Raw genomic sequence first — 13,205 nt, forward strand, 5'->3', positions numbered from 1 at the left:
GGAATTTAACGATGTGCGGAATAGCTGGCCTCTTTGACATCCGCGGCAAACGTGATTTTGATCGTACGCTCATGCAGCAGATGAACGACATTCAGTATCACCGAGGCCCTGACGAGGGAGACCTCTATCTCGAGCCTGGTGTTGCGCTCGGCCACCGTCGTCTGTCGATCATCGATCTGGCATCTGGTCAGCAGCCACTCTTCAATGAAGATGGCTCGGTCGCGGTCGTGTTTAACGGCGAGATCTACAACTACCAGGAGCTGGTGCCTGAGTTGGAGTCGCTCGGGCATGTGTTTCACACCCGCAGCGATACTGAAGTCATCGTTCATGCCTGGGAGGCGTGGGGCGAGGACTGCGTGCAGCGCTTTCGTGGCATGTTTGCCTTCGGGCTGTGGGACCGCAACCATCAGTGCTTCTTCATGGCGCGCGATCGCCTTGGGGTAAAGCCGCTCCACTACGCGATTCTGGATGATGGCACTTTGGTGTTTGGCTCAGAGCTCAAAGTGCTGATGCAGCATCCGGGGCTCGACCGCAGCATCGACCCGCATGCCGTCGAGGAATATTTTGCGCTCGGATATGTGGCCGAGCCGCGCACGATCTTCAAGGGTGCCCGCAAGCTGCAACCGGCTGAAAGCCTGTGCATCCGGCGTGGTCAGCCCGTTCCTGCGCCCAAGGTTTACTGGGATGTCCGTTTCTCGCTCGACAATCCTTTATCCCTTGAGGAAGCCAGTCTCGAACTCACCGAGCGCCTGCGTGAGTCCGTGCGGCTGCGCATGATTTCCGAGGTACCGCTTGGCGCCTTTCTCTCGGGTGGCGTCGACTCCAGCGCGGTTGTCGCAACCATGGCCGGGTTGTCGAACGAGCCCGTCAATACCTGTTCGATTGCCTTCGACGATCCGGCATTCAACGAGTCCGCCTTCGCAAAAATGGTCGCGGACCGATATCACACCAATCACCACGTTGAAACTGTGAAGTCGGACGATTTCGATCTGATAGATACCTTGGCAGCGCTCTATGATGAGCCCTATGCCGACAGCTCGGCCATCCCGACTTACCGGGTATGTCAGCTTGCACGTAAGCACGTTACGGTGGCGCTTTCCGGTGACGGCGGCGACGAGAGCATGGGCGGTTATCGCCGCTACCGCATGCACATGATGGAAGAAAAAATGCGCGCGGCGATGCCTCACGGCGTGCGCAAACCGGTGTTCGGACTGCTGGGGCGGATGTATCCCAAGGCTGATTGGGCTCCGAGGGTGTTTCGTGCCAAGACGACCTTTCAGGCGCTGGCGCGTGACTCGGTGCAGGCATACTTCCATTCCGTCTCGATCCTGCGGGATGAGATGCGCGCGAGCCTGTTTTCGACGGATTTTCAGCGAAAACTGGGTGGTTACAATGCGATAGAGGTCTTTCGTCGCCACGCCGATGCCGCGCAAACTGACGACCCGCTGGCACTTATCCAGTACATCGACACCAAAACGTATCTTGTAGGTGATATCAATACCAAGGTCGACCGCGCGAGCATGGCGCATTCACTCGAAGTGCGCGAACCCTTGATGGATCACAAGCTGGTCGAGTGGCTCGGGTCATTGCCTTCCGGTCTCAAGATCAAAGGGCAGGAGGGTAAGTACGTGTTCAAGAAGGCGATGGAGCCGCTGTTGCCCAATGATGTGCTCTATCGACCAAAGATGGGTTTTTCGGTACCGCTGGCGCGGTGGTTCAGAGGCCCGCTGAAACAGCGCGTGCGGGATGCGGTGCTTGGTGACACGCTTGCCGCCACCGGCATCTTCAATCGCAGCTACCTGCAGCATCTTGTTGACGCACATCAGTCTGGCGCGCGTGACTACAGTGCATCGCTGTGGACGATCCTGATGTTCGAAGCTTTCTTGCGGAATACGGGCATTGTCGCCTCCGGCTCACTCGCGACCGAAGCAGTGGGTTGATTCATGCGCATCCTTCACATTCTCGATCACTCGCTTCCACTGCATAGTGGATATACCTTTCGCACGGCCGCCATCCTGCGCGAACAGCATGCGCTCGGCTGGGAGACGTTTCATCTCACGACGCCGAAGCAGGGGCAAACCACGGCTGCTGAGGAAGAGGCCGACGGGCTGCGGTTTTACAGAACAGCGGCGCCCGAAGGCGCCGGACTCGTGGTCCAGATGCGACTTACCGCAGCGCGTATCGACGAACTCGTGGGCGCGCTTCGCCCGGACCTCATTCACGCCCATTCTCCGGTGCTCAATGCCCTGCCCAGCCTTTGGGTCGGGCGGCAGCGACAATTGCCGGTCGTGTACGAAATGCGCGCTTCGTGGGAAGACGCAGCGGTGGACCATGGCACGACTACGGAGGGTAGCCTGCGCTATCGCGTCTCGCGGGCGCTGGAGAGTTTCGCGCTGCGCCGCGCCAGCCATGTCACCACCATCTGCGAGGGCTTGCGTGGCGACATCATGGCCCGAGGGCTGGCGCCGGAAGCCATCACTGTCATCCCCAATGCCGTCGATGCCGACGCCTTCCAGTTTGGCGCTGAAGCAGATCCATCTCTGCGCGCCGAACTCGGGCTTGAAGGGAAAACCGTACTCGGTTTTGCGGGCTCGTTTTACGGCTACGAAGGGCTTGATCTGCTGGTTTCCGCACTTGCCAGCCTGGTTGAGCGATATCCGGACATCCGCTTGCTGCTGGTCGGTGGTGGTGTACAGGAGCAGGCCCTGCGCGAGCAGGCAGCGCGTGAAGGCGTGGCCGATCGCGTCATCTTCACCGGACGGGTGCCGCATAACCGCGTGCAGAAATACTACGAGCTCATCGACGTTCTCGCGTATCCACGCCTGCCGATTCGGCTCACGGAGCTGGTAACGCCGCTCAAGCCGCTGGAGGCGATGGCGCAGGGACGGATGTTTGTCGCCTCAGACGTCGGTGGTCATCGTGAGCTGGTGAAGCACGGTGAAACCGGCTTCCTGTTCAAGGCCGGCAGCGTCGAGGCGTTGGCGGAGTCGATTGCGCACTTGCTCGATCATCGGGATGTGTGGCCCGCTGTTCGTGCCCAGGCGCGCGCCTTTGTCGAACGCGAGCGGACCTGGGCCAACAGTGTGGCGCGGTATCGCGAGGTTTACCGCAAGGCGTTGGCAACGCGTGGCCGCGAGTCTGTACTTGCCGAGGTGAAATAGGCCATGTGCGGCATTCACGGTTTCTATCGTTTTGACGGTGAGCGCGTCGATCCTGCCCAACTCACGGCCATGGGGGACGTTACCCGCCATCGTGGCCCCGATGACGAAGGACAGCATATCGACCGCAATGGGCGCTGTGGCATTGCCATGCGACGCCTGTCCATCATCGATCTTGCCGGCGGGCACCAACCGATCTCCAATGCGGATGACACGCTTTGGGTCGTGTGCAATGGCGAGATCTACAATTTCCGCGAGCTCCGTGCCGAACTGCAGGACCGCGGCTATCGCTTCAAGACCGGGTCGGATAGCGAAGTGTTGCTGCATCTCTATGACGAGATGGGGGACGACTTCGTTCATCGGCTCGATGGCATGTTCAACTTCGCGCTGTGGGATGCCCGTCGCAAGCGTTTGCTGATCGGACGTGACCATCTCGGCGTAAAGCCGCTCTACGTTCATCAGTCTGCGACCGTGCTGGGTTTCGCTACCGAGGCCAAGGCCCTGCTGCAGTTGCCGGGCATGCGTACCGAACTCAATCGCGATGTGCTCGGCGATTACCTGCACCTGGGTTACGTGCCTGCGCCGCACTCGATGTTCAGCGGCATCCGCAAGCTGCCGCCGGCCACCTTGCTGGCGGTGGAGAACGGTGAGGTGCGCGAGTGGCGTTACTGGCGCCTGCCCGCGACGATCGATCGCAGCGTCTCCGAGGCCGAGTGGGTGGATCGCATCCGAAGCGGAATGGAGTCTGCGGTACATCGGCAGATGGTCAGCGATGTGCCAATCGGCGCGTTTCTGTCAGGCGGCGTCGATTCCAGCGCGGTGGTTGCCTATATGGCCAAGCATTCCTCGCACCCGATCCGAACTTATGCGATTGGCTTCGAGGGCGGTGAGGCTGAGCAGCTCTACAACGAGCTGCCCTATGCCCGTCAGGTGGCAAGGCTCTTTGGTACCGAGCACCGCGAGATCGTCGTTAAGCCGGATGTGGTCGGTCTGCTGCCAAAGCTGCTGTGGCACATGGATGAACCGGTCTCCGATTCCGCGTTCATCACCACCTTTCTGGTGTCTGAGTTTGCCCGTCAGGACGTCAAGGTGATTCTTTCGGGGGTTGGCGGCGACGAACTGTTCGGCGGCTACCGACGCTATCTTGGTGGTCACTATGTGCGCAAACTGGAACGCTTGCCGCGCTGGTCGAGAAGGCTGATGTCGCGTGCAGCCGAGCTCATGCCCAGTGACCGTCATTCGAAGGTGCTGAATACCCTGCGTCTGGCCCGGGGCTTTCTCGCCTCGGCCGAGCTTTCGCCGGATGAGCGTTACCGTCACTACCTGCAGGTGCTCGACCACGAGACTGTGTCGGCGCTGACCGGCGGTCGCAACGGGTCCAGCGATGCACTCGCTGCTGCGTTCGCTGCTGCAGGTGACGAGGATGCACTCAACCGGATGTTTGCAGTCGACGCCGAAACCCAGTTGCCTGACGATCTGTTGATGCTTACAGACAAGATGAGCATGGCTGTATCGCTCGAATGCCGCGTGCCGCTGCTCGATCGCGAGCTGGTTGAGTTGGCAGCAGCCATCCCCGAGTCCCTGAAGGTAAAGAACGGCCGTCTCAAGCATCTGATGAAGGATGCGCTCTCCGATGTGCTGCCGCCGGACATTCTCGACCGCAAGAAGCGGGGCTTCGGCACGCCGATGGGAGCCTGGCTCAAGCGTGAGCTTGCCCCAGTGCTGCGCAGGCTGCTCGCAACCGATGTCGTGAGAGACCGTGGCTTGTTCGATCCTGCGGTGGTGTCCCGCCTCATGGCCGATCATGAGTCTGCCCGTATCGATGGCACCGACGCGCTGCTTGCCCTGATGAACCTGGAAATCTGGAGTCGTCTCTACCTTGATGGTCATTCGGTTGATGACGTCACGGCAGAGCTCAAAAGCCATCTCGCATGAAAATTCTCTACGTCTGTCACCGCTTTCCGTTTCCGCCCAAGCGCGGTGGAAAGATCCGCCCCTTCAACATGATCCGGCATCTGTCGCAGAATCATCAGGTAACGGTGTGCTCGCTGGCGCGTTCCGAGGCTGAAGCTGAAGAGGGCAGGGGGATCGCACCCCACTGTGAGCGGTTCGAAATGGGGGTGGTGTCGAACCCGATCCAGATGCTGCGCATGGTGGCGCGCTTGCCGACGATGGAGCCCTCGTCGATGGGCTATTTCTATTCGCCCGACCTTGCGGCCAAGGTCAATGCCCTGCTTGCATCCGAGCAATTCGACCTGATTTTCGTGCATTGTTCGTCTGTGGCGCAGTACGTCAGCCACGTTCGTGACATTCCCAAGATTCTGGATTTCGGCGACATGGATTCGCAGAAATGGCTTGAGTACGTCAATTACAAGCCTTTTCCGCTCAAGGCCGGTTACTGGCTTGAAGGCAGCAAGATGGAGCGCGAGGAGAAGCGCCTGGCCCGTCTCTTCAACCTCTGCACCGCCACCACGCGTGCCGAGTGGGAGACGCTGGAGTCCTACTCCACCGGGGTGTCGTCCGACTGGTTCCCCAACGGCGTCGATGCCGACTTCTTCAAGCCCGATGGTGAGGGCTATGACTCGGACACCATCAGCTTCATCGGGCGCATGGACTACTACCCGAATCAGGAGGCCATGTTCCGCTTCTGCGAACAGATCTGGCCGCTGCTTCGTGCCAAACGGCCCGAAATGAAGCTGCTGATCGTGGGCGCCGACCCCATCCCCGCAGTCATCAAGCTGGGTGAGTTGCCCGGTGTCACCGTGACCGGATCCGTGCCTGACGTGCGTCCCTACATCCTGCGCTCTGCAGCGATGGTCGCGCCGCTCAATATCGCGCGCGGCACCCAGAACAAGATTCTTGAAGCAATGGCGATGGGCGTGCCCGTGGTGTCGAGCAGCATCGCAGCTGGCGGGGTTGATGCCCAGGGTGAGGAGCATTTCCTCGTCGCCGACACGCCGATGCAGTACGCTGATGCCATTCTTCGCCTGGTTGAGCAGCCTGCCGAGCGCGAGCGGCTGTCCCGGGCGGGGCGTGAGCGCATGCTTTCGCACCACGCATGGCCGCGTTCGATGGAACGCCTTGACGGCATCATTGAGCGCTGCCTGACCGAATTTCGCGGCAACAAGGAAACCAGTCAATGAAGATCAGTATTTTCGGTTTGGGCTATGTTGGTGCAGTGTCGCTCGCCTGTCTTGCACGTGATGGGCATCAGGTCATTGGCGTTGATATCGATGCCGCCAAGCTTGCGCTCATCAAGGCGGGTACCACGCCGGTTGTCGAAGAAGGCATGGTTGATCTCATGCTCAGCGTAGCTGCAAGCGGCCGAGTCAGTGTGACGACCGATGTTCGTCAGGCCGTGCTCGACAGCGACATTTCGCTGATTTGTGTCGGCACCCCCTCAGCCACCAATGGCAGTCAGGACCAGGGCGCGGTACTTCGTCTGGCAAAGGATCTTGGCCTTGCGATCGCCGACAAGACCGCTCCGCATGTCCTGGTGTTTCGCTCCACCCTGGTGCCCGGCACGGTCGAAGACGTACTCAAGCCCATCATCGAGGCCGAGTCCGGCAAGCGCGATGGCGAGGGCTTCCACCTGTGTTTCCAGCCCGAGTTCCTGCGCGAAGGCTCGTCGATTCGCGACTACGACAAGCCGCCATTCACCGTTGTGGGCGCAAATCATCCTTATCCGGCCGAGCGCCTGCGCGAACTTTTCGGCCATCTGCCGTGCAAGTTCCTGCAAACCTCAGTTCGCGCAGCCGAGATGATGAAGTACTGCTGCAATAACTTCCACGCCCTCAAAATCACGTTTGCGAACGAAACCGCGCGTCTGTGCGACGCCCTCGGCGTCGATGCGTTCGAGGTCATGGATCTGGTCTGTCAGGACACCCAGCTCAACATTTCGCCGGCCTACCTCAAGCCGGGATTCGCCTTTGGCGGTTCCTGCCTGCCCAAGGATCTGCGCGCAACCAGCTATTTGGCCAAGACGCACGACGTCGAACTGCCCATGCTCAACGGCATCCTGCAGTCCAACCGCCAGCACATCGACCGTGCCATTGCCAAAGTGCTTGAATCTGGCTGCCGCAAGGTCGGCATGCTCGGCTTGTCGTTCAAGACCGGTACCGACGATCTGCGCGAAAGCCCTCTGGTGGTGCTGGCCGAGCAGCTCATCGGCAAGGGCGTGCAATTGGCCATCTATGATCCCGACGTGCAACTGTCGCGCCTGCTCGGGGCCAACCGCCGCTTCATCGAAACCCAGTTGCCGCATATCGGCGACCTGCTCACCGCCGAACTCGACGCCCTCATCGGCGGCGCCGAAATGCTCATCGTCGGCGTCTCCAGCTCGGCCATTTTCGATGCGCTCGTCACCCACGCGCGGGCGGACCAGAAAGTGCTTGATCTGGTCAGGTTGCCGGATTCGGACGCGCTGCGGGCGAAGGTCGAAGGACTGTGCTGGTAGCCGGTTCTCCAGGACAGACCTCGACGGAAGTGTGCGGAGGGAACTTGCTGTGCAACGCGTCCTGACCTTTACGTCGCTCTTCCCAAATCAGGAGCAGCCACGGCACGGAATATTCATTCGGACCCGTCTGACGAAGCTCCTTGAGAGCGGCGAGGTCGAAGCGCGGGTCGTGGCGCCCGTGCCATGGTTCCCTTTTCGCTCCCGCCAGTTTGGACGTCTTGCTCGGTATGCGCGCATCCCCCGGGAGGAGGATTCGGGGGGTGTGCACGTCTACCACCCCCGCTTTGTTGCATTACCGGGGCCAGCGGCACGGTTGACGCCGTTGTCGATGGCTCTGGTGGCTTTGCCACTGATGCGACACATCATCGCTTCCGGCTTTGATTTCGACGTTATCGATGCGCACTACTATTATCCTGACGGGGTGGCGGCTGCTCTGCTGGCACAGTGGCTGGGAAAGCCCTTGGTGATCACCGCCCGTGGCAGTGACATTACGTACTGGCCAAGCCAGTATCTGCCCCGCAAGATGATTCTCTGGGCGTCGCGGCAAGCTGCGAGAAACGCAGCCGTCAGCGCGGCGCTGGCGGACGAAATGAAGCAGCTCGGATTCTCTGGTGGGGCGGCCGCCGTTCTGCGGAACGGAGTTGATACCGAGTTGTTCCATGAGGAGCCTCGCGAATCGGTCCGGAACAGCTTGGGGTTGAGTGGCACTGTAGCGGTGTCTGTAGGCAACCTTATAGAGTTGAAAGGGCACCATCTGGCGATCGAGGCCCTGCAATACCTGCCCGACGTGAGTCTGATCATTATTGGCGACGGGCCTGAGGAGGAGCGCCTGAAAGGGCTCGTAAGGCACTACCTGCTGGAATCGCGGGTACGCTTTGTCGGGGTAATCCGGCAGTCCGAGCTCCGAAAGTACTACACGGCGGCCGATTTATTGATCCTGGCGTCCAGCCGTGAGGGCTGGCCCAACGTATTGCTTGAAGCAATGGCCTGTGGCACGCCGGTAGTGGCGACGCGTGTCTGGGGAGTACCCGAAATCGTAGGCGCGCCGGAGGCAGGCGTTCTGGTTGACGAGCGCAGTGCCGCTGCATTGGCAGATGGGGTTCGCCGGCTGTTGTGCTCGCACATTGATCGCCAGCGCACTCGCGCCTACGCAGAGAGGTTCGATTGGGGGGCAACGACGCGGGGGCAGCTCGAAGTGTTCACCGCGGCGTTAAGCGCCAACGCGTAAGGGGTTTAAGATATGCCGGGAATCGTTCTGATCGGGGATTTGAAAAGGTGCTTTCATTGACCTATTGCCCGTTCCAGCGATCACCAAGAACCGGTTCGCATGTCGGCTGCAGTGCCTGGCGATCGTTGCCGCCCCCTTCCAAACCGGCTGCGGAGGCTGGCGAGATACCGAACATGAACTCGGGTAGGGTGAAAATGGACTTCAAATCGAAATACACGCGCGTGTGGAAGCACCTCTTCTGGGCCAGCGCATTCCTAACTGTGATTCTCGCCGGTTCGCTTGCCCCGCATTTCAAGGACTCTGCTGAATTGGTGCGCATGCGCAATGCCCTATTGCTGCAGTCCGAGTCCGCTGTGTACGACTGGACGCCTGCCACGATACCGCAGGGTTTTGCGCTTGAGACCGCGCCACCGCTTCCCCTGTATGACGAAGCCGTGTCCGTCAACGCGCTGCGGGTAAGCAATGATGACTGGGCTACGGCGCTAAACATCGGCAGGCACTTGCTCGCTTCTGCGGGGCCTCGGGGGCGTCCGATTCAGTCCGATCTGGCCGACACCTACCGCCGAATCATGGCTAGCAGCGAGGGCTATTGTGGTGACTATGCAGACAGCTTTACCGGTCTGGCCAATGCGGCCGGTCTGTTCTCCCGTCCCTGGGCGTTTTCGTTCGACGGTTTCGGTGGGCGTGGACACATTTTCAACGAGATCTGGGACAGCCAGCGTTCCCGCTGGATCATGATCGACGTCTTCAACAACTTTTACGTCACTGATGCCGCAGGGGAACCTCTCTCGGCACTGATGCTCCGGGAGGCACTGCAGCGCGACACGCCAGACCTGAAGCTCGTGGCCGTCAACCCGGATGCTCCCCCTGGCTTCAAGTTTGAACCCAAAGCGCTTGAGTACTACCGTCGAGGATTGCCCGAGTGGTACATGTGGTGGGGCAACAACGTCTTCGAATACGACGACTCGACATTGGTCCGGGTGTTAGGTAACACACATCGCGCGCTGGAGCAGCTTGGTGGGGTGGTTGCCGGGGTACATCCGCAGATCCGCATACTCGCTTATCGGGACAACCAGCCGCAACGGGAGGCGATGGAGCGACTCCGCCTGCGACTGATCGCGATACTTTTCTCTGGCGCGGTGAGTTTCGTCTTGCTGCTGCTCTGGATGTGGAGTCGGCGTCGCGCTACTCGAGCCTTTGCATGAGCTCGCCATTCCGCAGCTCCGACTTCCCGGTTCGCGACTCTCGCGCGGAGGGAGCAGGCAACTCAATATGCCTCCACACCAAGATTGTCCCGGGCGGCCCCGGGGAAGGCAATGCTGATGCGTGACTTACTGATGCTTCTGATCGTTGTTCCAGGGGGCTTGCTCGCGCTTCGCCACCCCTTCGTCGGCATCATGATGTGGACGTGGATCAGCATGATGAACCCTCATCGTCTGACGTGGGGCTTCATGTACTACGCGCCCGTAGCGATGTTCATTGGCGGCTGCACACTGGTGGGCTTGCTACTCTCACGGGAGAAGCGAAGCCCCTTCGTGGGGGCACCCGCCTGGTGGTTGGTGCTGCTTGTACTTTGGATGTGCGTGACAACAGCTTTCGCGTTCGACCCCGCCGACAGCATGATTCAGCTTGAACGAGTGCTGAAGATCGACCTCATGGTCCTCGTCACTTTGATGCTTGTGCGTACGAAGCGCGAGATGATGGCTTTCGCTTGGGTAATTGCACTTTCGATCGCGTTCTATGGCATCAAGGGCGGAATATTCACGCTACTCTCAGGTGGCGGCTCAAGGGTATATGGCCCCCTGGGGTCGTATATCGAAGAGAACAACGCGCTGGCAGTGGCGTTGATCGTCGTGATTCCGCTGCTGCGGTTCCTGCAGACGACACTGACGTCCGTGTGGCAGAAGCATGCCATGACCGTTGCAATGGTCCTGTGCGGCATGTCTGTACTTGGCTCGCATTCCCGCGGGGGACTGCTCGCGATTACTGCAATGGTCGCAGTCCTCTGGTGGCGGGGCCGAAACAAGGTACTCACCGGAATCATAGTGCTGATCGCCGGTTCGGCAGCGCTCTCGTTCATGCCGGAGCATTGGTGGGCGCGTATGGACACGATATCGACCCATGAGGACCAATCTGCAATGGGGCGACTCAATGCTTGGATAATGGCCTTCAATATCGCCAAGGAGAATTTCTTTGGGGGTGGCTTCAGTATCTACAATAGCTATGTTTATGGGATGTATGCTCCGGACCCAACTCACGTCGTATCGGCGCATAGCATTTATTTTCATATGCTTGGTGAGCATGGTTTCGTCGGCCTGTTCATTTACCTCGGCCTGTGGATCTCCACATGGTTTGCCGCGAGCGCCCTTCGAAAGCACGGACGACGTCAGGCAGAGACAGAGTGGTGCGTGGAATTGGGATCGATGGTTCAGGTGTCACTTGTGGGGTTTGCAGTCGGAGGAGCGTTTCTCAGTCTTGCCTACTTCGATTTGAGCTATAACGTAATGGCCCTCACTGTTGCTGCAAAGGCTTGGATGCATTGCCGAGGTTGGGAGTCAGAACGGGAGTTTCATTCGCCGAGGCGGGTGCTAGGTCTCCCTCTGTTTTTTGGGGACAAGCTTGCAAGATAGCGCTTAGCGCATCCGTAACCGCACCAAGAATGCAGAACCGGGCGTAGTGTCGGTGCCAGTCGGGTTCTACAGCACCGCGTTACGCGAAGTTCGAGGTTCGACAACGCTAGAATGGAGTGCACCGTGCAACTCATGAATCTCGGTGCCAAGTGGAAATCAAGATATCAGACTTTGATAGGCTGCTACGTAAGTGAGAACCGAAGCGATGCAGGTAGAGCTTTGCGCGGGACAGCGATGTCATGCGCCGCCTTGCTGATCTCGGTGGCCTCTGGCTCACCCCCATTGACGGATGGGATCGGCGGCATGACGTGTCGCCACTTCGCCACGGACAGCCGGATGGCGTGGCAGCAAAAGGGGGGGGACTGGGCCGATGCGCATGGCAAGCCTTATGGCGACGCACCCTATTCGACGGCAAGCTTGGCTCTGGTGCAAGGGCGTCAAGCCGCATATTGGAATGTGACCGCTCTTGCACAGGCATGGCAAACCGGTTCAGGGCCTTCCGGAGCAATTCTGTTGAGAGCCGTCCCAGGAACGTTATCGGGGGCCGTTAACTTCAACAGTCGTGAGAACGGAGACGCGTCGGCGCATCCTGAACTGGTTATTGAGCGTGAGGGCGGTGGAACTATCCGGACACATGCGCTCGCCGACGCACATCTTCCTTGCTCAACGCACGCAGGTGTAGGGCAGAGGCCGGTTTTCCAAGTAGGGGGCGCGACCACGGCAATCTTGATCTTTGGTTTTGACCCCAACGATAAGCGACGAATCATAAGGGCGGAGTTGCGCCTAACTACTGACAAGGTCTATGACCGCAGCACATCTATTGGGGTTTATCGACCGACCTTGCCCGGTGAGGCTGAGAAGGTAACGAATGGGCTCGCTTCGGGTTATCCCCAGGATAGAGGAATCGAAAGCCATCCGGCCGTGGTTTTCGCAGAACGCTTCGAGTCCGCCAACTGGGCGTCACGGTGGTCGAGCCATAGTAAGAACGGCACTGCAGAGATCATAAGTCGCGACGAGGCCAACCGTTTCGAGCCGCTTGATGCCAGGGCGTTGAAGGTCACGGTGCGCAAGGGCAGTGTTCTTGGCTTGAACTCGCTATATCGATTTGACCAGCAGCCCGGCGGTGAACCGGATGCAATGTATTTCCGTTACTACCTGCGTTTCGGTGAGAGTTGGAATCCAACGCTCGAGGGTGGAAAGCTTCCCGGGTTCGCCGGTACTTACGGTAGGGGAGGGTGGGGAGGACGAAAAGCCAGTGGTGTCAACGGATGGTCAGCGCGCGGGGCTTTTTTCCGTCTTCATCAGACTGATGCTGTGGGACCTGCCCATAGAAGCATTGGCTCGTATATCTACCACGTGGATACGCCGGAAGATTATGGCAGCATCTGGGGATGGAATAGGGGGCCGACGGGTATCCTCGAGAAGAACCGTTGGTACAGTGTCGAACAGTATGTACGTTTGAATACGCCGGGAAAGAACGATGGGGTGATGCGTGCGTGGGTCGACGGGATCCTTGCCTTCGAGAAAGTGGATCTACGTTATCGAGACCTGGCCGACCTGAAAATCGAAATGCTATGGATGAATGTGTATCACGGTGGTACCAGACCGCCGAATGAGGACCTGGCGCTCTTCATCGATAATTTGGTCATTGCGCGTGAATATATTGGACCACTTTCGGGATCGCGCTGACGTGAGGCTGGTCGTTAAGAGGGTTGGGTGTGCGCTTTTGTGGG

9 protein-coding genes are annotated in these 13,205 nt (G+C 59.4%); all 9 read left to right on the forward strand.

Annotated features, from left to right (window positions below):
- Positions 1–11 precede the first annotated feature (11 nt).
- The 9 genes from CEW87_RS10460 to CEW87_RS10500 all read left to right on the forward strand — a co-directional run bounded on the left by CEW87_RS10460 (position 12) and on the right by CEW87_RS10500 (position 13,161).
- Positions 12–1,940, forward strand: coding sequence for an XrtA/PEP-CTERM system amidotransferase (locus CEW87_RS10460; RefSeq protein ID WP_108972836.1), 1,929 nt, complete (start codon positions 12–14; stop codon positions 1,938–1,940).
- A 3-nt stretch (positions 1,941–1,943) separates the two neighbouring features.
- Positions 1,944–3,161 carry a TIGR04063 family PEP-CTERM/XrtA system glycosyltransferase gene (locus CEW87_RS10465; RefSeq protein WP_108972838.1) on the forward strand — a complete coding sequence of 406 codons (1,218 nt, stop codon included), beginning with the start codon at positions 1,944–1,946 and terminating at the stop codon, positions 3,159–3,161.
- 3 nt (positions 3,162–3,164) lie between these two features.
- Positions 3,165–5,093, forward strand: a complete 1,929-nt coding sequence (gene asnB / locus CEW87_RS10470; RefSeq protein ID WP_108972840.1) for an asparagine synthase (glutamine-hydrolyzing) — start codon at positions 3,165–3,167, stop codon at positions 5,091–5,093.
- Positions 5,090–6,301 carry a TIGR03087 family PEP-CTERM/XrtA system glycosyltransferase gene (locus tag CEW87_RS10475; protein WP_108972842.1) on the forward strand — a complete coding sequence of 404 codons (1,212 nt, stop codon included), beginning with the start codon at positions 5,090–5,092 and terminating at the stop codon, positions 6,299–6,301. Before asnB ends, CEW87_RS10475 begins: the two co-directional genes overlap by 4 nt.
- On the forward strand, positions 6,298–7,614 hold the full coding sequence (locus CEW87_RS10480; RefSeq protein ID WP_108972844.1) for a nucleotide sugar dehydrogenase: 1,317 nt from the start codon (positions 6,298–6,300) through the stop codon (positions 7,612–7,614). Before CEW87_RS10475 ends, CEW87_RS10480 begins: the two co-directional genes overlap by 4 nt.
- Positions 7,511–8,842: a glycosyltransferase family 4 protein gene (locus CEW87_RS10485; protein ID WP_108972846.1), complete on the forward strand. Its 1,332-nt coding sequence runs from the start codon at positions 7,511–7,513 to the stop codon at positions 8,840–8,842. The genes CEW87_RS10480 and CEW87_RS10485 overlap by 104 nt, the downstream gene beginning before the upstream one ends.
- Before the next feature lie 194 nt (positions 8,843–9,036).
- On the forward strand, positions 9,037–10,047 hold the full coding sequence (locus CEW87_RS10490; protein ID WP_108972848.1) for a transglutaminase: 1,011 nt from the start codon (positions 9,037–9,039) through the stop codon (positions 10,045–10,047).
- Between the two features lie 111 nt (positions 10,048–10,158).
- Positions 10,159–11,472 (forward strand): putative O-glycosylation ligase, exosortase A system-associated, encoded by a 1,314-nt coding sequence (locus CEW87_RS10495; protein WP_234421722.1) that lies wholly within the window; start codon positions 10,159–10,161, stop codon positions 11,470–11,472.
- 132 nt (positions 11,473–11,604) lie between these two features.
- Positions 11,605–13,161 (forward strand): polysaccharide lyase, encoded by a 1,557-nt coding sequence (locus CEW87_RS10500; protein WP_332871712.1) that lies wholly within the window; start codon positions 11,605–11,607, stop codon positions 13,159–13,161.
- The last annotated feature ends 44 nt before the right edge of the window (positions 13,162–13,205 follow it).

This window comes from Parazoarcus communis (genome assembly GCF_003111665.1).
Taxonomy (GTDB): Bacteria; Pseudomonadota; Gammaproteobacteria; order Burkholderiales; family Rhodocyclaceae; genus Parazoarcus; species Parazoarcus communis_B.